General features: G+C 37.1%; 19 protein-coding genes and 1 pseudogene. 9 read left to right on the plus strand and 11 right to left on the minus strand.

Annotated elements, in window-relative coordinates:
- Positions 1–87: 87 nt before the first annotated feature.
- From fabF to LRP84_RS10265, 3 genes are all read right to left on the minus strand, one after another.
- Positions 88–1,326, minus strand: a complete 1,239-nt coding sequence (gene fabF, locus LRP84_RS10255) for a beta-ketoacyl-ACP synthase II (protein WP_230574989.1) — start codon at positions 1,324–1,326, stop codon at positions 88–90.
- A 28-nt stretch (positions 1,327–1,354) separates the two neighbouring features.
- Positions 1,355–2,287 (minus strand): beta-ketoacyl-ACP synthase III, encoded by a 933-nt coding sequence (locus LRP84_RS10260; protein WP_230574990.1) that lies wholly within the window; start codon positions 2,285–2,287, stop codon positions 1,355–1,357.
- A gap of 80 nt (positions 2,288–2,367) precedes the next feature.
- Positions 2,368–3,240: a TetR/AcrR family transcriptional regulator gene (locus LRP84_RS10265; RefSeq protein WP_230574991.1), complete on the minus strand. Its 873-nt coding sequence runs from the start codon at positions 3,238–3,240 to the stop codon at positions 2,368–2,370.
- Positions 3,241–3,474: 234 nt separating this feature from the next.
- Here LRP84_RS10265 and LRP84_RS10270 point away from each other — a divergent pair, with 234 nt between their 5' ends.
- Positions 3,475–6,603 (plus strand): efflux RND transporter permease subunit, encoded by a 3,129-nt coding sequence (locus tag LRP84_RS10270; RefSeq protein ID WP_230574992.1) that lies wholly within the window; start codon positions 3,475–3,477, stop codon positions 6,601–6,603.
- Between the two features lie 476 nt (positions 6,604–7,079).
- Here the strand turns inward: LRP84_RS10270 and LRP84_RS10275 are convergent, their stop codons facing one another.
- Complete coding sequence (locus LRP84_RS10275) at positions 7,080–7,619, minus strand: ABC transporter permease (protein WP_367890488.1); 540 nt, start codon at positions 7,617–7,619, stop codon at positions 7,080–7,082.
- Here LRP84_RS10275 and LRP84_RS10280 point away from each other — a divergent pair.
- Positions 7,615–7,961: pseudogene (locus tag LRP84_RS10280) on the plus strand (IMP dehydrogenase); the annotation flags it as partial. The gene LRP84_RS10275 and the pseudogene LRP84_RS10280 sit on opposite strands and share 5 nt — an antisense overlap.
- A gap of 398 nt (positions 7,962–8,359) precedes the next feature.
- Here LRP84_RS10280 and LRP84_RS10285 read toward each other — a convergent pair.
- Entirely contained in the window at positions 8,360–9,253 is an 894-nt protein-coding gene (locus tag LRP84_RS10285; protein WP_230574994.1) for a mechanosensitive ion channel family protein, read from the minus strand.
- A gap of 356 nt (positions 9,254–9,609) precedes the next feature.
- On the opposite strand from LRP84_RS10285, the gene LRP84_RS10290 reads away from it, so the two are divergent.
- Positions 9,610–10,050 carry a YaiI/YqxD family protein gene (locus LRP84_RS10290; protein WP_090911524.1) on the plus strand — a complete coding sequence of 147 codons (441 nt, stop codon included), beginning with the start codon at positions 9,610–9,612 and terminating at the stop codon, positions 10,048–10,050.
- 405 nt (positions 10,051–10,455) lie between these two features.
- Here LRP84_RS10290 and LRP84_RS10295 read toward each other — a convergent pair whose 3' ends face one another.
- The 3 genes from LRP84_RS10295 to LRP84_RS10305 are packed head-to-tail and all read right to left on the minus strand — an operon-like array spanning position 10,456 to position 12,316.
- Positions 10,456–10,635 (minus strand): ComZ family protein, encoded by a 180-nt coding sequence (locus tag LRP84_RS10295; protein WP_230574995.1) that lies wholly within the window; start codon positions 10,633–10,635, stop codon positions 10,456–10,458.
- Positions 10,636–10,675: 40 nt separating this feature from the next.
- On the minus strand, positions 10,676–11,536 hold the full coding sequence (locus LRP84_RS10300) for an NAD-dependent epimerase/dehydratase family protein (protein WP_230574996.1): 861 nt from the start codon (positions 11,534–11,536) through the stop codon (positions 10,676–10,678).
- 48 nt (positions 11,537–11,584) lie between these two features.
- On the minus strand, positions 11,585–12,316 hold the full coding sequence (locus LRP84_RS10305; RefSeq protein WP_230574997.1) for an alpha/beta fold hydrolase: 732 nt from the start codon (positions 12,314–12,316) through the stop codon (positions 11,585–11,587).
- Between the two features lie 155 nt (positions 12,317–12,471).
- Between LRP84_RS10305 and LRP84_RS10310 the strand changes: the two genes are divergently transcribed.
- On the plus strand, positions 12,472–12,657 hold the full coding sequence (locus LRP84_RS10310; RefSeq protein WP_098306157.1) for a YjzD family protein: 186 nt from the start codon (positions 12,472–12,474) through the stop codon (positions 12,655–12,657).
- Positions 12,658–12,692: 35 nt separating this feature from the next.
- Here LRP84_RS10310 and clpB read toward each other — a convergent pair whose 3' ends face one another.
- Together clpB and LRP84_RS10320 are read right to left on the minus strand one after the other, a co-directional pair.
- A complete protein-coding gene (clpB, locus tag LRP84_RS10315; RefSeq protein WP_230574998.1) occupies positions 12,693–15,299 on the minus strand; it encodes an ATP-dependent chaperone ClpB in 2,607 nt (868 codons plus the stop codon).
- A 157-nt stretch (positions 15,300–15,456) separates the two neighbouring features.
- Positions 15,457–15,636, minus strand: coding sequence for a YjzC family protein (locus tag LRP84_RS10320; RefSeq protein ID WP_035437288.1), 180 nt, complete (start codon positions 15,634–15,636; stop codon positions 15,457–15,459).
- Between the two features lie 399 nt (positions 15,637–16,035).
- On the opposite strand from LRP84_RS10320, the gene LRP84_RS10325 reads away from it, so the two are divergent.
- From LRP84_RS10325 to LRP84_RS10335, 3 genes are all read left to right on the plus strand, one after another.
- Positions 16,036–16,845, plus strand: a complete 810-nt coding sequence (locus LRP84_RS10325) for a Cof-type HAD-IIB family hydrolase (RefSeq protein ID WP_230574999.1) — start codon at positions 16,036–16,038, stop codon at positions 16,843–16,845.
- A gap of 98 nt (positions 16,846–16,943) precedes the next feature.
- Entirely contained in the window at positions 16,944–17,084 is a 141-nt protein-coding gene (locus LRP84_RS10330) for a hypothetical protein (protein ID WP_020059838.1), read from the plus strand.
- Positions 17,084–17,281 (plus strand): DUF3813 domain-containing protein, encoded by a 198-nt coding sequence (locus LRP84_RS10335; protein ID WP_230575000.1) that lies wholly within the window; start codon positions 17,084–17,086, stop codon positions 17,279–17,281. The genes LRP84_RS10330 and LRP84_RS10335 overlap by 1 nt, the downstream gene beginning before the upstream one ends.
- 111 nt (positions 17,282–17,392) lie before the next feature.
- Here the strand turns inward: LRP84_RS10335 and LRP84_RS10340 are convergent, their stop codons facing one another.
- The gene (locus tag LRP84_RS10340; RefSeq protein ID WP_230575001.1) at positions 17,393–18,253 is read right to left on the minus strand and encodes a YitT family protein; all 861 of its coding nucleotides are present in this window, start codon (positions 18,251–18,253) and stop codon (positions 17,393–17,395) included.
- 98 nt (positions 18,254–18,351) lie between these two features.
- On the opposite strand from LRP84_RS10340, the gene LRP84_RS10345 reads away from it, so the two are divergent.
- Together LRP84_RS10345 and prsA are read left to right on the plus strand one after the other, a co-directional pair.
- Positions 18,352–18,483: a DUF3941 domain-containing protein gene (locus LRP84_RS10345; RefSeq protein ID WP_230575002.1), complete on the plus strand. Its 132-nt coding sequence runs from the start codon at positions 18,352–18,354 to the stop codon at positions 18,481–18,483.
- 228 nt (positions 18,484–18,711) lie between these two features.
- Complete coding sequence (prsA, locus tag LRP84_RS10350; protein ID WP_230575003.1) at positions 18,712–19,563, plus strand: peptidylprolyl isomerase PrsA; 852 nt, start codon at positions 18,712–18,714, stop codon at positions 19,561–19,563.
- Positions 19,564–19,686: the final 123 nt, after the last annotated feature.

A 19,686-nucleotide genomic window follows, 5' to 3' on the forward strand; every position in this document is an offset into this window, starting at 1 on the left:
CTCCCCCCTTTGTTTCATACATATGCATCTATGCGAAAGAAAGCAAAAAAAAGTGCAGATTTTCATCTGCACTTTTTTCTTTTTTTATTATTTATATGCTTTAAATACTAATGCTGCGTTATGGCCACCGAAACCTAATGAGTTACTTAATACAGCACGTACCTCTTGTTGTCTTGCTTTATTTGGCACACAATCTAAGTCACACTCTGGATCTGGTGTTTCATAGTTAATTGTTGGCGGAACAATACCATCTGTAATTGTTTTAACAGATATAATCGCTTCTACTGCACCAGCTGCACCTAGTAAATGTCCTGTCATTGATTTTGTTGAGCTTACTGCTACTTTATATGCATGCTCACCAAACACTTCTTTAATTGCCATCGTTTCATACTTTTCATTTGCTTCTGTACTTGTACCGTGCGCATTAATATAATCGATGTCTTCCGGCTGCAATCCAGCGTCAGCTAATGCCTGACGCATTGCACGAACACCGCCTTCACCGCCAGGAGCTGGAAGTGTAATATGGAATGCATCACCTGTTGCACCATAACCAGCAATTTCTGCGTAAATATGAGCACCGCGTGCTAGTGCATGCTCTAACTCTTCTAATATAAGGATACCAGCACCTTCGCCCATAACAAAACCGCTGCGATTTTTATCAAACGGACGACAAGCCGTTGCCGGATCTTCATTAAATGTTAATGCTTTAGCAGAACTAAACCCTGCAAATGCTATATTTGTTAACGGTGCTTCTGCTCCGCCTGTAATCATTGCATCCGCGTCACCGCGCTGAATTACTTTAAATGCATCACCGATTGAATTTGCTCCTGATGCACAAGCTGTTACTGAACAAGTATTGATTCCTTTAGCACCTGTGGCAATCGATACTTGACCAGCTGCCATATCTGGAATCATCATCGGTACGAAAAATGGACTCACGCGGCGTGCACCCTTTTCCATATATACTTTAAATTGTTCTTCATATGTTTCCATACCGCCAATACCAGATCCAACCCACACTCCAATACGCGGAGCATTCTCTTCTGTAATCTCTAATTTCGCATCTTCTACAGCCATTTTTGCAGCTGCAACAGCATATTGTGTAAAGCGGTCCATACGACGCGCTTCTTTCTTATCGATATATTTCTCGACTTCAAAGTCGTTAACTTCCGCTGCTACTTTTGCCGGAAATTGCTCTGCATCTAAGCGTGTAATACGTCCAATTCCAGATACACCTTGCTTAATGTTGTTCCATGCAGTTTCTACATCATTCCCTACAGGAGTAACTGCTCCTAATCCTGTAATTACAACACGCTTTTTTTCCATACAAAATACACTCCTTTTCTCTCAGTCCTTATTTACCCCAACGAAGAGCAACCGCTCCCCAGGTTAATCCGCCGCCAAAGCCAACTAATATGATAAGATCACCATCTTGAATGCGTCCATTTTGTAATTCTTCTACCATAGCAATTGGAATCGAAGAAGCTGACGTATTTCCAAATTTAGAAATTGTCGTACTCATCTTCTCCTGAGGTAAATTTAATCGCTCTCTCGCTGATTCCATAATACGAATATTTGCTTGGTGAGGCACTAAAAAGTTCACATCTTCTTTCGTAAGGTCTGCCTTTTCTAAAACACGAAGACAAGAATCACCAAGTTGACGAACAGCAAATTTAAAGACTTCTCTGCCATTCATCATAACATATTCATCTTGATAAAGGTGCTTACCACCGCTTCCATCCGCTCCTAATTCAAACGAAAGAATACCTTTTCCTTCTGGAACAGCACCCATAACGACAGCACCTGCTCCGTCGCCAAATAAAACCGCCGTATTTCGGTCATTCCAATCTACAATTTTAGATAATTTATCGCTACCAATTACTAATATATTTTTATAAGTTCCAGTTTGAATAAATTGTTGTGCTGTAACCATTCCGTACATAAAACCAGCACAAGCTGCACCTAAATCCATAGCTGCTGCATGCTTTGCTCCAATTTGTTCTTGAACTACGCAAGCAACCGCCGGAAACGAACGATCTGGTGTTACTGTTGCAACTAAAATAAGATCAATTTCTTCCCCGCTAATCCCTGCATCTTCAAGTGCTTTTTTTGCAGCTTCCACAGCCATATATGAAGTATCTATTGTATCATCAGCAATTCGTCTTTCTTCAATTCCTGTTCTTGTACGAATCCACTCATCAGATGTATCCATCATTTTCTCTAAGTCGTGATTTGTTACAACTTTTTCCGGCACATATCTCCCGATCCCTAAAATGCCTACATTCACATTACAACCCTCCATTTTATATCAATTCTTATGACTTGGTACTAATTTTAAATGATAAACTCCCTTTTGTCTATATAATATTAATTTGTTATTTTATAATACGCTGCAAGCCTTTCCCGGAAATCACGCAATTCTGGATACGACTTTAAGTTGGACAACATGCCTTGAATAACTGGAACTCGCGGATGCTTCATTTTAATTTCTGACTCTAGCACATCTAGTGTAACTAGTAATTCATCATTTCCGAATTGGTCTACTAACGTACGTTTTAACGTAATAATTTCATTTACAAATAATTCTTCCTTATGCCCCTTGATTACATTCGCATCGCACAAAAAATAATTGAGTTCTCGTTCTCCGATCACTGGTTCGTCATTTGAACGTTGTAATCCCGCTACGATATCATCCATTCTTTTTAATATAAATCTTACTATATATGGTATATCTACATTTACGACATTAAAGATAACCGACTCCAAATATTTATGCGATATTCCTTCTAGCATAATAATTACATCAATAAGATAAGGAGCAATCTCTTCCCCGTAAATAGAAAGTAAACCATTTCGGTGAAAAGCATGTGATTCTAATTTCATTCTCGTCATAAATGTTTCTACTTCTTCATTAAAAGGAATCGCATTTTCCCTCATACACATAATAATGAATTCTTTTTTTTGTTGTAATTCGTAAAACTGACAATATAATTGTTTTTCGAATTTCTCACGCGGAGGTAATGATTCTTTTTCAATATCCATCATTTTATTTTGAATCCGATCGTAGTAATACTCCAACGTTGCCAATACTAAAGTGTCTTTCGATTTAAAATACAAATAAAATGCGCCTTTGGAAATGCCGCATTCTGTTGCAATTTCTTGAATAGACGTCGCACTAACACCCTTCATTGCAAATAATTTAATTGCTGTTTCAATAACTAACCGTTCTTTTTCCTTCATCTTTTTCTCTCCTAAAAAAACACTCTTATTCGCATTATGACTCATCAGTCAAAAATTGCAAGTATTTCTCAACATTTTATCCCGCTATTCGCGGGCAGTAAGACCCCAGGTGGGGGATGAAAAAAACCTCCACTGATTGGTCAACAGTCATTTCAGTTGACTGTTGACCAATCAGTCAGTTATACTTTGTTCGTTATGACCGATTAGTCAGTTGCAATAAAAAGGAGTGTACAGATGAAGAAGATTATTAACTTTTCGTTAAATAACAAGTTCGCAGTCTGGTTATTAACGATTATTATTACGATTGCAGGAATCTATTCTGGTCTTCGCATGAAGCTAGAAACAATCCCGGATATTACCACACCACTTGTAACAGTAACAACTGTTTATCCTGGTGCTACTCCAGCTGAAGTAGCAGAAAAGATTTCGAAACCAATCGAACAACGACTGCAAAACTTAAATGGGGTAAACGTTGTAAGTTCCTCTTCTTTTCAAAACGCATCTTCTATTCAAGTAGAATATGATTTTGATAAAAATATGGAAAAAGCAGAAACAGAAGTTAAAGAGGCACTCGCTGACTTACCTTTACCAGAAGGCGTAAAAGAACCGAAAGTTTCTCGCCTTAGCATCAACGCTTTTCCTGTTATGTCATTAAGTGTGACAAGTAAGAATGAGTCTCTTGCACAGCTGACAAAACGAGTGGAAAAAGATATTGTTCCAGGCTTAGAAGGACTAGACGGCGTTGCATCTGTTCAAATTTCAGGTCAACAAGTTGAAGAAGTACAGCTTGTCTTCAACGAAGAGAAAATGAAAGAATTAGGGCTAAGCGAAGATACAGTTAAGAACATGATTAAAGGCTCTAATGTTTCTATGCCGCTAGGACTGTATACATTTAAAGATAAAGAAAAATCAGTTGTTGTAGATGGCAACATTACAACATTAAGCGCTTTAAAAGAAATGAAAATCCCGCTGATTCCTTCTACAAACCAAGGAAGTTCACAGGGGCCAACTCAGGCGCAGCAGCCTAATATGAATTCCGCTGCAATGGGACAAGGATTAGCAATTCCAACTGTAGAATTGCAAGATATTGCCGACATTAAACAAGTTGGGAAAGCAGAGTCCATCTCGCGTACAAACGGAAAAGATGCAATCAGCCTTCAAATTGTCAAAGCTGCTGATGCAAATACCGTTGACGTTGTAAATGCCGTAAAAGATAAAGCACATGACTTCGAAAAGAAATTTGATGACATCGAAATCATTTCAACATTTGACCAAGGTGCACCAATTGAAAAATCAGTAAGCACAATGTTAAGTAAAGCTATTTTTGGTGCTATTTTCGCTGTTATTATCATCATGTTGTTCTTACGTAACATTCGAACAACGCTTATTTCCGTTGTTTCAATTCCACTTTCTTTATTAATTGCAATTTTACTGTTAAAAGAAATGGATATTACATTAAATGTTATGACGCTTGGGGCAATGACCGTCGCTATCGGCCGCGTTGTCGATGACTCAATCGTTGTTATTGAAAACATTTACCGGCGCATGGCTTTATCCAACGAAAAATTAAAAGGAAAAGACTTAATTCGCGAGGCAACGAAAGAAATGTTCGTTCCGATTATGTCATCTACAATCGTAACCATCGCGGTCTTCTTACCACTTGGTCTTGTTAAAGGAATGATCGGTGAACTATTCTTACCGTTTGCTTTGACAATTGTTTTCGCCTTATTAGCTTCGCTTCTTGTAGCTATTACAATCGTTCCGATGATGGCGCATTCTTTATTTAAAAAAGAAAGTACGAAAGAAAAACAGCAGCATACTCACGAAGAGCAGCCAAGTAAACTTGCTAATGGATATAAACGCCTTCTAGAATGGGTATTAAACCATAAAATTATTACATCTAGCATCGCGGTTTTATTATTAGTAGGAAGCATTGCTCTTATCCCAATTGTAGGCGTAAGTTTCTTACCATCTGAAGAAGAGAAAACAGTAATTGCATCTTATAATCCAGCACCTGGACAAACATTACAAGATGTCGAAAGCGTTGCAACAAAAGCAGAAGATTACTTTAAGAAAAAGAAAGATGTAAAAACGATTCAATTCTCACTTGGCGGAGAAAACCCGATGAGTCCAGGTAACTCAAACCAAGCATTATTCTTTGTTCAATATAAAAACGATACAAAGAACTTTGAGAAGGAAAAAGAAAACGTTGTTAAAGACCTGCAAAAGATGACAGACAAAGGAGAATGGAAAAACCAAGACTTCTCATCTAGCGGAAGCAGTAATGAAATTAAGTTATATGTATACGGCGACACCTTACAAGAGATTGAACCTGTCGTAAAAGACATTAAAAATATCATGAAAAAAGATAAAACGTTAAAAGATATCGACTCCAGCCTTGCAAAAACATACGATGAATACACATTAGTCGCAGATCAAGAGAAATTAAGTAAGCTTGGGCTAACTGCTGCACAGGTAGGCATGGGACTTTCTGACTCTCACGAACGCCCTGTCTTAACAACAGTAAAAGAAGATAACAAAGAGATGAACGTGTATGTTGAAGTTAACAAACAAAATTACGAAAACATCGATGATTTAACAAATCGAAAAATACAAACACCGCTTGGCACAGAAGTGGCTGTAAAAGATGTTATGACTGTAAAAGAAGGAGAAACGTCTAATACAATAACAAGACGTGATGGCCGCGTATATGCGGAAGTAACTGCAAAACCAACAACAGATGATGTAGCAAAAGCTTCTAGAAACATTCAAGAAGAAGTAAATAAGATGGACTTACCATCTGGCATTGATGTTTCGATGGGCGGCGTATCTAAAGATATTCAAGAATCCTTTACACAACTTGGCTTAGCGATGTTAGCTGCAATTGCGATTGTATACTTCGTTCTCGTTATAACATTCGGCGGAGCACTTGCACCATTAGCGATTTTATTCTCGCTTCCATTTACAATAATCGGTGCCGTTGTTGCCTTATTAATTTCCGGTGAAACATTAAGCATCTCTGCAATGATTGGTGCCCTCATGTTAATCGGGATCGTCGTCACAAACGCCATCGTATTCATTGATCGTGTCATTCATAAAGAACGCGAAGGGTTTACAACACGCGAAGCATTACTAGAAGCTGGTGCAACAAGATTACGCCCAATCTTAATGACCGCTATCGCAACGATTGGTGCCTTACTTCCACTTGCATTAGGCTTTGAAGGAAGCGGCCTTATTTCCAAAGGTCTTGGCGTAACAGTAATCGGCGGATTAACAAGTTCTACGCTATTAACATTATTAATTGTACCGATTGTATATGAAGTATTAAGCAAGTTGAAACAAAAAAATAAAGTGGCTGAATAAAAAAAGCGAGACCTTTCTGTAGCCCTGAAATAAAGTTTGATTAAATTAACTCTGTAAACCTTAATAAAAAAGGAAAAAGCGTGTTTTGAAAAAAGAATGATCAATACACGCTTTTTTCTATTCAATTGAATAATTATTTTATAAAAAAATTTGATTATTTCTGAGATCCTTACTCCATTAAAGCGCCCAATACACGAAAAGAGACGCGTTCCTAAATAAACGCGTCCTTTTCATGAATAAGCTACTTCATATTATTGGCGTACTATGCACTACACCCATTTCAAGTTCAATTTAAGTGCTTGATAAAAACACCTATAATCCATGCAATGAAGTGAAAGTCAGGAGATCTAGTGACCATCTGGGACACAACGGGTTACTAGACCCCATGATTGGATCGCTATTTGCTAATGACTCCGGCAACTGAGCGGGGTCCGATTAAGCATAACTTATTTTATCAATAAAGGGCCGCTACTTAGTCAAGAACTGATTTCTGTTTTGACCGGTCGATTAGGTAATCTTTTTTTTGATCTCTTGCTTTTAATAAGCGGAATGAAACTAATCAGGGTAACAATAAGCGAACGGGTAATCATACTGCTAAAATAAGTGATAATATCCGAATGAGTTGGCTGTCCGTTAATAATAGGAAAAACCTGATCAAGCAAAAAGGTTGTCAAACCTGCCAATAAAAAGGAAACAATCGTAGCAAGAAAAACAAAAAGTGAGATAAACAGCACTTTTGCTGTAAACAACTTTTTTCGGCTAATTGGGTATCCAAAAGAAAGTGAGATCGTTTTATTTTTATACTCTTCAATGAAAACCTGATTGATAAGGGATCCTCCAAACAAGGTGAATCCCAATTGTATATACAAATTAAGTTCAATGGCTGTAGCATAGCTCTGACCAAAAACAGGCATTACCATTTTTATAAAAAACACAGGCATAAACATAAGAATAAACCAGTAAATGATTACTTCACCAATAACAGATTGATGCTTTAATTTTTTCCATAATATGATTCAGCATATTAAAAAATACCTACCCGAGAGCTTTGTCATTTCTGGTAATGTTGGTACTCCTGAAGCTGTGCGAGAACTTGAGAATGCCAGTGCTGATGCGACAAAAGTTGGGATTGGTCCTGGTAAAGTATGTATCACAAAAATTAAAACAGGATTCGGGACTGGAGGCTGGCAGTTGGCAGCACTTCGTTGGTGTGCAAAGGCAGCAATATTGCTGATGGTGGAATACGAACACACGGTGATATAGCCAAATCAATCCGTTTCGGTGCATCGATGGTCATGATTGGCTCCCTTTTTGCCGGACATGAAGAATCACCAGGAGAAACCATCGAAAAAGATGGAATAAAGTTTGATAAAAATGAAGTTACAAACCTTTATTTAACATCAACTACAAAAGCTCTATTTTGAAAAAAGATTGATTAAAATGGAGTTACTCTTTTTAGCTATATATGAGATTTTTATAAAAAAGTTTGATTAATTTAATGTTCCTTATTCCACTAACGCACCATCTCAAATTGCTATTTTTTCCACAATTAGTTATTCAAGAATATGTCCCGATACATAAAGAATGAGCACAATTCTTGCTACAGAATTGCGCCCGAGTGCGGAAGTTACTTTTTTTAGGAGGAATTGTTTAACCCCTTAAGCTCATCGAAATCTGCCGGTCTACAAACCCAAATTCTAAATATAATTTCCAATCACACCTCATGAACTGACCTAGGTTCATCAGCTAGTTTTCTTTACCTGCTTGGTGAAAGCCGCTCTCCAGGAATCTCCTGTAATTTTTCAGTATGAACGAACATATTCGCTGCTGGCATTTGTACTTGATTCTCATGGAATATAGACATTAGTTCAAACCTTACTTGCCTGGAAGTTTCAAAATACTCCTCAGGTTTAACCAAACCTACAATACAAAATTCGTACCCAACATACTTAAGATTTGGATTTAAGTCTGTAACACCAATATATTGAAATGATTGAACAGCCTCGTCCTCTATCCTATATAGGCTTTGATCCAATTTTTCATTGCAGATAACACATACTTTTTCTAACAATTCCTTTATTCTTGTAGGATCTTCCTGATAACTTACCGTAATCCGTTCAATAACCCGCATCCAGCCTTTATTAAAATTTTGTATCGTTCTAATCTCTCCATGTGGGATGGTAAGAAGTTTTCCCGACCATTCACGAATTTGCATAAAGCGAATACCGATTTCCTCAATGGTACCTGAACTTGTTCCGTTAAAAGTAACAAAATCGCCGACACGAAACTCTTTGTCCGTTAATCTTGCGAACCCTAATATAACATCTTTTAGCATCTGTTGTGCAGCAAAACCGACGACAACTCCGGCAATCCCTGCACCTGCAAGAATACCTTTTATATCTACAAATTGACTAATTAGATAAAAAACAAGACTGATTAAAATTCCATACCTAATAATTGATCGAATTACACTTTGAATCGTCTGTTCTACTTCTTCATCAAAAAAGCTTGACTTCCTAAAGAACCAATCAATCATACGGTTTATGACAAAGGAAAAAGTCATGAGGACCAAAGCAAATAGTGTAAATCTTAAAAGTAAAAACTCCCTTACATAATTAAAAAATTCCTCAGTAACAGTTAATAAATTCATCCATCCACTTCCTTAACTATGTATTTTTATTTTTATTCCCAGTTCAACTTCAACAATATGACCCTTTAACGAAACAACTTATTGTCACTCAAAATCAAATGTTCTTTTCCTTTTCGCTATAAAAACATCCCTTTAGATTACCATATCCAAAGGGGTAGAGCATCGCAACTTTATTTTAAATCCACAGTATCGTCAGGAAAATGCCGATTTACAACGTTAAGGAAATTTCAATATTAAAAAGCCCTTTAATAGAACAACTGTTTTTTAATGATTTTAGGTAAACCATCTTTATCGTTTGACAAAGGCTAAATTTGCCATTATCATCAACTCAAACTTATTTACGGGGAGAGGTTAAGATGAAAATTTATGTTGATGCAGATGCTTGTCCGGTAAAAGATATCATTATCTCTGAAGGTACGAATGCTGAAATTCCTGTTATCCTTGTTACTAGTTTTTCTCATTTTTCTAATGCGGAACAACCATCAGGAGTGGAAACCATTTATGTTGATTCTGGAGCAGATGCTGCGGATTATCGGATTATGAAGTTAGCAGAAAAAGGAGATATAATCGTTACGCAAGATTATGGTCTTGCTTCGCTAGGTTTAGCAAAAGGGTGTGCAGTACTTCACCATAATGGATCTAGCTATACAAATGAAAACATTGACCAATTATTACAAACACGTTATTTGAGTGCAATGGCTCGAAAAAGCGGAAAGCGTACAAAGGGGCCAAAACCATTTACATCAGAAGATAGGGAGAAATTTAAGGGGCTTTTTAAAAGAGCGATTTCACATTAAAAAAGAACCGTTCATTTTTAAGAAAAACCTAGAAAAAAATTGTGACAAAACTTAAACTAACCTTGCCACGTTAGTTTAAGTGAAACACTTCACAAATAATGATCTTTTTATCAGTATTCTTATTCTTCCTGTTTCCTCCACAATCTGGCCCTTTAATGGAATAACTCTATTATCACTTAACAGGTTCTTAATCCACAAAAAACCGAAATCCCTTCTTTATTGAGATAGGAGATTTCGGTTCATCTTTTTTATCAACGGTGCGACTTTTTTCAAAACTGTTCAACTTTATTTTAAAGCAACACTTTCCATCAGTGAATCCTCACCGATGGAAAGGTCTCATTATTAAAGCTTCATCATTTACAGAAAAAGCATTAACCTAGTAGTTATAAGGATTTCGCAGACATATTACTCTCTTGCATCCTCTTTCCCAAGTTCATAAGCTTCACTCATAACCTTCATTAATAATTCCAATACAGGCTGTGCTTTGGCCATATCCAATGCAATACCGTTATCATCTAAAATTGCCTTTGCTTCCGGCAAATGTTTCATTGCGATTTGTAAAAACTGCATGTTTTTTTCGTTCATATTTTCTCATCCTTTCAACATCAAAGCTTTCTTCTCTAGTTTACCATGTGCTGCTGTCCTCATATAACTCCTTATATTGTTTTATATGAGAAATTTGACGTTGTAATCCGTCTTCTAATGCCATCTGATTTATAACAATCTTCTCTGTTTCCTCACCGTTTGAGCACTCTTTATGATGTATTTGAATTTCACCTGTTTCCTGTAATAGTTCAATACCCTTTTGCCACTGATTTTCTTCCCCGCTGCAAAGAGAATATATTTTGATCCCCGTCCCTTTTCGACCAAATTCATATAAACATCTAGCAACATCTTCAACATACAATAGGTCATATGCACATTCTTCTACGGGAACAGAAATAGTCTGTTGCTTTATCTGCGAAAGAATTAAATGCTGGTATGTCATAAACAACGGTTGCCACGGTCCATATACTGTCGGGACACGTAGTATGCAATAATCTGCATCACCCTTTTTTACTTCTCTCTCAATTTTTGAAAAATGCATACTATTCTCATCATTGCTGCAAGCATGATTCGATTCTATAGAAGATAAAACGATTAATTTTATTTCTTTTCTTCTGCAAAAACTCTCAAATCGCTTTACATATTGCAATATAGTACGTTCGTTTCGAAAATCCTTTTGCTGATTTGGCTCACATAAGCAAAAATACGCAGCATTAATATCCGCTTCCTCCAACATTGCCCATCCTTCATCACCCCGCAACGAAAAATACGTAAATAACGCATTACGGCCAATTAAACATAATTTTTCTTCATTCATCTTAGACATACTGTTCATATTATCAAAATCAAATGCATATACTTCAACTTCTTCTTCAAGAAACTTCTGCACAAGATGATAGCCTATAAATGTTAACGCCCCAACAACAATTACTCGTTTCATTTTCTCTTCCTCCTCAAATGCATGAAAAGCTCCTTATGTATAGGAGCTTTATAAATCTTCATACCACTTAAAAAACTGACACGCATTTTGCGCTATTTTATATTTTATATCTTGTAGATGAAAGGATAATAAAGTCGGGCAACTCTCTTGCAAACGTTTCTTTTCATATTCCCTAAGTAACTGTTTTCGTTCTTTTTTTTCTTGAATAGAGACAAATATTTTTACCGGAATAGATGATGCTAAATACGGAAATGCTTTCTTTTCAATTTTCTGTTCTAGTTCTGATTCTGTCGCATCATATGCTTGCATCAATTCACGAATTAACCGCTTATAAAAAAATTTGTGCTCTTTTTCAAGTTCAACATGTGCCGGTAAATGAATACATGGATTAAACATGAGAACAGATCGAACACACTCTGGATATTGTTTCATCATTTGCAGAGCAACAAGCGCTCCCATCCCTTCTGCTATGATATGAATCTTTTCGTTCAAAATCTCCTTCTTCATGACAACATGATACAATCGCTTCGCCAAACGAACTGCCTGTTCATTCCCCCAATGTCTCCCAAATAAATTAGAAGAAAAAATCGTATAACCTTCCTTCCGCAATTCATTTAACAAGTGTACCCGACCTGCATGCTGAAGCCATAAACTTGTACCATTCTCAATAAAATAATTGTAATCGCCTAGTAGCAATATACCGAATCCATTCGGCTTTTCCGGCAAGTGAATCACACATGGCTCTTGTTCTAAAAAGAAAAAACGTTCCGTAATACTCATACCTCTCCCGCCTTATATGACAACATCAAACTTACTCTTTTATAATGTATGATGGTAATAACAATTTGCTTTGCAAAAACAGCAAATATTTTTTTATATTCTTTTTAGAGTTATGTTACAATAAAGACAAATTGAACGAATAGAGGTGTGAAAAGATGCGTGTAATTTGGGCCTTTATCTGGTCGTTCCTGCTTGTGCAAATGATGAGCTACGTACTAAGCTCTATGACGCCAGGCGTTACATACGATTTCCAACAAGCGTCTATTTTTTCTGTAATTCTTACTGTACTTATAGTCGCACTGGGAGCATTAATCCCAAACGAGCCTGCACAGCAGCATTAATAAAAAAGAGTCCGGGAATGATCCGGACTCTTTTTTTATTCAACTTCTACAATTAACTCGTTATTTAATACATCAATTAATACATGACTATGATCTGTAATTGTACCTGCAATGAGTTCACGCGCTAACTTCGTTTCAATTTGACGCTGTACGTAGCGCTTTAACGGACGTGCACCGTACATTGGATCGAATCCCGATTCTACAACAAACTCTTTTGCTGCATTTGTTAATTCAACCGTAATATGACGGTCTGCTAAACGGCTTTGCAGCTCTTTCACAATTTTATCGACAATACCTTTTATCTCATTTGTTGTGAGTGGTTTAAATAAAATAATTTCGTCCACGCGATTTAAAAATTCCGGACGGAAATGACCTCGAAGTTGGCTCATTACAAGATTTCTTGCTTCATCTTGAATAGAACCATCTTCCCCTAATCCTTCTAGTAAATATTGCGATCCGATATTGGACGTCATAATAATTACTGTATTTTTAAAATCAACTGTACGTCCTTGTGAGTCTGTAATACGCCCATCATCTAACATTTGCAGTAAAATATTAAACACTTCCGGATGCGCTTTTTCAATTTCATCTAATAAAATAACCGAATATGGTTTACGGCGCACAGCTTCTGTTAATTGTCCGCCCTCTTCATACCCGACATATCCAGGAGGCGCTCCGATTAAACGTGATACTGCATGTTTTTCCATATACTCAGACATATCGATTCGAATGATTTGTTCTTCGCTATCAAATAATGACTGCGCCAATGTTTTTGCAAGTTCCGTTTTCCCAACACCTGTTGGTCCTAAGAAAATGAAAGAACCAATCGGACGATTTGGATCTTTAATACCAGCACGGGCACGCAACACCGCATCTGCCACAAGACCGACCGCTTCTTCTTGTCCGATAACACGCTCTGATAAAATTTGCTCTAAACGAAGCAGCTTTTCACGTTCCCCTTCTACGAGTTTTACAACCGGAATACCAGTCCAACGCGATACAATATTTGCAATTTCTTCTTCGCTTACTTCTTCACGAAGAAGACGGTTATCTTCCTGCTTATTGGCATTTGCTTCTTCCGCTGCTTTTAGCTCTTTTTCTATAGCTGGAATTTTGCCGTGACGAAGCTCTGCTGCCTTATTTAAATCGTAATTCCCTTCCGCTTCTTCTAACTCACGGCGCGAACGCTCCAGGCTTTCGCGTAAATCCCGCACTTTATGAATTTCTTCTTTCTCCTTTTGCCATTGCGCTCGCATTCCGCTCGCTTTTTCTTGTAAATCAGATAACTCACGTTGCAATGTTTGCAAACGCTCCTGACTCCCGCGATCCTTTTCTTTACTAAGCGCAGCTTCCTCAATTTCTAACTGCATAATACGACGTGTTATTTCATCCAATTCTGTTGGCAACGAATCAATTTCTGTACGAATTGTTGCACATGCTTCATCAACTAAATCAATCGCTTTATCTGGCAAAAAGCGATCGGAAATATAACGATCTGATAACATCGCTGCGGCTACAAGAGCACGATCATGAATATTAACACTGTGATAAATTTCAAAACGTTCTTTTAAACCGCGCAAAATAGAAATCGTATCTTCAACCGTTGGCTCTTCTGCTAATACTTGTTGGAAACGACGTTCTAATGCCGGATCTTTCTCAATATATTTCCGATATTCATCAAGTGTCGTCGCTCCGATGCAATGCAGTTCCCCACGCGCTAACATTGGTTTTAACATATTCCCGGCATCCATTGCTCCCTCTGTTTTCCCAGCTCCCACAATGGTATGAAGCTCGTCGATAAATAATAAAATCTTTCCTTCACTTTTTTTAATTTCATTTAAGACTGCCTGCAAACGCTCTTCAAATTCACCGCGGAATTTTGCACCCGCAACAAGCGCACTCATATCAAGCGCAAAAATAGTTTTATCCTTTAATCCTTCCGGTACATCTTTACGGACAATACGCTGTGCCAATCCTTCAACAATTGCTGTTTTCCCAACACCAGGTTCACCAATTAATACAGGATTATTTTTCGTTTTACGCGATAAAATGCGAATAACGCGCCGAATTTCACTATCACGTCCAATAACCGGATCAATTTTTCCTTGCCGTACTTCAGCTACTAAATCACGGCCATATTTTTGCAAAGCTTCATATGTTACTTCTGGATTTTGACTTGTCACTCTTTGATTCCCCCGAACTTCTGTTAATGCTTGTAATAACGCTTCTTTCGTAATACGAAGCGATGTAAACAACTCACGTATATCATTCGTTTTCTTTTCATCACAAAACGCAAGAAGAATATGTTCTACTGAAATATAATCATCTTGCAGATGCTTCGCTTCTTCTTCAGCTCTTACAAGCAGTTGCTGAAGTGCACTGGTAACATATACTTTCCCTGCTTCAACGCCGCCCCCTGTAACAGAAGGCTTTCGCTTTAACAAGCGCTCTGCTTCTTGCATAAGCTGATCTATATTTACATCCATCTTTTGAAAAATACGGATTGCTAATCCATCTTGCTGTTGAAGAAGCGCAACTAAAAGATGTACAGTATCAATTTCTTGATGATGATGCTTAGTAGCAATTGATTGTGCACTCATAATCGCTTCTTGAGTTTTTGTCGTCATTCGATTTAAGTCCATTACAGCCACAGCTCCTTTAACTTTGACTTTTTTTGACCTTTGATTTGATTATACGACAAATTACCTATTGTATTCAATGAAGATGACCTTATGACAATCTTATTTTTTAAATCCATTTTGCCATAACAAATCCCGCAGCTGATAACTGCGGGATTTATTATGGTCTTCTTTTATATGTCCATTGTCTGTTTTGGTTTGTAACTCCTGGAAATTTATCTCCAGCAGAGAGCTTTACCATTTTCGGATCCTTAACCATGCTCCCTGTCTCACCAATTTCAACATATATGCCGTCGTTTGGTGCTTTTTGACCTGCTCGGAATCGATGACTTTGTCCCATATCCATTCTCCTTCCATTCCATCATTACATCTTTAGTATGTCCCATTTTAGAAAACCTTTTCTGTTATGTTTAGGAAACCATGCTCATATAATGAAATTACATATTTTTAGCAGGAAATAAATCAGTATATGTAGAAACAAAAAAAACTGGCCATAACGACCAGTATCAAAGGAGAGTCAAACAACTTATTACGAGAAGATTACACTCTCATTATAAACACGATAATCTGTTCATTGTAACCCTTTTCACAAATTGTACAAAATGAAAGAAACATTATTCTAACTTTCAGAAAACAACTTGACTTTTCCGTTTACCAGTGACAAATAGTGGACAGCACAAGAATGTAGGAATTAAGATGAATATAATACACAAAACTTTTTATAAAAGGTGAGAGACGCATGAAAAAACAACATTTAATTGCATTAGATTTAGATGGTACTTTACTTACAGATCAAAAAATGATTTCAGCGCGTACAAAACAAACTATCGCAAAAGCAAAAGAACAAGGTCATATCGTTGTTATTTCAACCGGTCGTCCATTTCGTGCGAGTCATGCATATTATAAAGAACTTAGCTTAAACACACCAATCGTCAATTTCAACGGCGCATACGTCCATCACCCACTTGATAGAAATTGGGGAACACATCACTCTCCGCTTGAACTTGCTACTGCGCAAGAAATCGTTCGCGCATGTATGGATTTTGGGGTAGAAAATATTTACGCGGAAGTGATTGATGATGTATATGTAAAACAAATTGATGCAGATAAAAAACATATTTTCGAATTTGGTTCACCTAAAATTTTCACAGGTGATTTACTCGACATTTTACAAGAACACCCAACTTGTTTATTAATCGATGCACACGAGTCAAAATCAAATTCTATCCGCCAGCATTTAACGGATATGCATGCAGAGGTAATCGATCACCGAAAATGGGGCGCTCCTTGGCCGATTATTGAAATTGTAAAAAGCGGGTTAAATAAAGCAATTGGCTTACAAAGAATTTCAAGTTACTACAATATCCCAAAAGAACATATCATCGCATTTGGTGATGAAGATAACGATTTTGAAATGATTGAATTTGCCGGGCACGGAATTGCAATGGGGAACGCCATTCCAGAATTAAAATCATTAGCAAATCACGTGACATTATCAAACGAAGAAGACGGAATTGCTCTTTATTTAGAGGAGGTACTTGGATTGTAAGGCGAAAATTCCCTGCTTATAGTATGACACCAAGCGCACATACTATAGGAGACACAGTAAATGTGTCAATGTTTTTCTGCTAAAAGGGGGAATTACGAATGGGCAAAAAGAATAAGTCAAAACGTTTCGTACAACAAGGGGCAGATTCTGTTATGCAGCATGACGCAAGATTCCCATACCGTGGTACACTAGCTGAAGCAGAAAAAGAACGAAATAACTCTTCTCTTGGAGGGTTCTAATGGGTAACTTACTGTTCCAACAAGCACGAGATGCTGTTGCACAAGCTGTATCTTGTTCAAACCATAGCGAACAACAAGCACTTGTTGATAAAGCGAAAAATGCTTTACTGTCCGCTTATACCAATTCTTCTACTGCCGAAAGAGTACAATTACGCGAAATGCAAGATGAACTTCAAAGCATTTCAGCAACAGAGTAAAGTGAAACTTCCATAAGTGGGGATCTTACTGCCCGCGAATAGCAGGATGAAGCTTAGCAAAGCCACTCCGACTAGACGAATGAATAAAAGAGGACCACATACGGTCCTCTTTTATTCATCTTTACGGAACAATCCAAACACTCCAACCGTTTGTATAACGTTTGTGAATGCACCTGGATCTACTTTTTTTATAACCCTTTCTAACTCATACAACTCGTAGCGAGTAATAACAATCATTAACATTTCTTTATTTTCATTCGTAAACGCACCTATCGCTGGAACAGTCGTAATCCCTCGAACCAATCGTTCATGAATTGCCTTTCGCACTTCCACTCCATTTTTCGTTACAATAAATGCAGTAATTTTCACATGGCGCGTATGTATTGCATCAATAATACGTGAAGATACATATAATGTCACTAACGTATAAAGCGCCTTTTCCCAGCCATATAAATAGCCGGCCGCTATAATAATGAGCGCATTAAACAAGAAAAAATACGTTCCAACCGGCTTATCTTTTACTCTGGATAAAATCATCGCAATGATATCTAGACCACCAGTTGAAGCTCCCCACTTCAAAGCAATCCCTACCCCCAACGCAGAAATGATTCCTCCAAAAATAGCATTTAAAATGATATCGCTAGAGATTGCTTTTACTGGCACTATTTCTAAAAATAGCGTCATAAATACAACGCTTAAAAAACTAAACACAGTAAATGACTTCCCTACTTTTTTCCAAGCCAAAATAACAACCGGAATATTGAATAAGGCAAAAAGAAATCCTGTCGAAATATGAATTGACATAAAATCCGCTAACACTTGCGAGAGTAATTGTGACAATCCAGCGAAACCGCTGGCATACACTTTCGCTGGTGTTAAAAATAAGTTCATTCCAATTGCATTCAACAAACCAGCAACGATAACAACGACTAACTTTTTCACAAGTTCACTATAGTTCAGCTTTAAGTCCATATCTCCTAGCCCACCTTTATATGAATTGCATTGTATACATAGTCTTAACGAAAACGGAAATGATAAACGTACAACTGTTATGAAGGGAGTTGAATCCTATGCCTCACACAAGCGACAACGACAAAAAAGCACGTGATAACAACGCCAAACGCACACAAAAAAATGAAGAACAGCAAAAAAATATACAGCAAGGAAAACGTACTTACTCCAAAAAGACTGATCATCTATGAAATAAAGTGAAACTTCCATCAGTAGGCAATTTTCTTACTGACAGTTAGCAGAACTAATTTAGTTCTTATAATTCAGTCTTAAACCCTCTGTTTCATTTAGATAATTCCTCCTCGTACATCAACATTTTCGTTGATGTACTTTTTTATGCAAAAAACCACCTCAAATTCACATCATGTTCACTTCCGTTTTCTACAATAGTAATAACGATTTTTTGATGAGGTGTTTACATGAAACGAAGACAATTATTTATCGCTGCAGCGACGCTCGGCACATTAATGTTATCTGCATGCGAACCGAAAGATAGTTCTGATCCAATTGCAACTTCAACTGCCGGTACGGTAACAAAAGGAGAATTTGATCAAGCATTAAAAGAACGTTTCGGAAAAGATATGCTCTATGAAATGATGGCACAAGATATTATGATTAAAAAATACAAAGTATCCGATGAAGAAGTTGATAAAGAATTTAACAAAGTGAAAGATCAAGCAGGTGATAATTTCAAAACATTTCTTGAAAGTAATCGGATGAAAGACGAAGAAGACTTAAAAAAACAAATTCGTTCTAGCTTAGCCATCGACAAAGCAGTCAGACAAACAGTGACAGAAAAAGATATAAAAGCACGGTATAAACCAGACATTAGAGCTAGCCAGATTTTAGTAAATGATGAAGAAACGGCCAATAATATAAAAAGACAACTGAACAGCGGAGCATCATTTGAGGAATTAGCAAAAAAATATTCCGAAGATACGGTTTCAAAAAACAACGGCGGAGATTTAGGTTACTTCGGCCCTGGAAAAATGGTACCCGAATTTGAAGAAGCTGCTTATAAATTAAATGTCGGTGAAATAAGTGAACCTGTAAAATCACCAAAGGGCTATCATATTATTAAATTAACAGATAAAAAAGAATTAAAGCCATACGATGAAGTAAAAGATTCCATTCGTAAAACGATTGAAGAAGAACGTATTCAAGATAATACGTGGCGCCAAAAAGTATTAACAGACGAATTAAAGAAAGCAAATATTAAAGTAAAAGATAGTGAATTAAAAGATACATTTACACATGCTTTACAATCATGAAAACAGCCGAACAAATTACATTTGTTCGGCTGTTTCCTTATTATCCCGCATTAACGGGCAGTAAAACCCCCACCTCAAGATTCAAAGAAGAACGAAGAAGATAAGTGGGGGATAACTGCCCGT

The organism is Bacillus rhizoplanae (assembly GCF_917563915.1).
Lineage (GTDB): Bacteria > Bacillota > Bacilli > Bacillales > Bacillaceae_G > Bacillus_A > Bacillus_A rhizoplanae.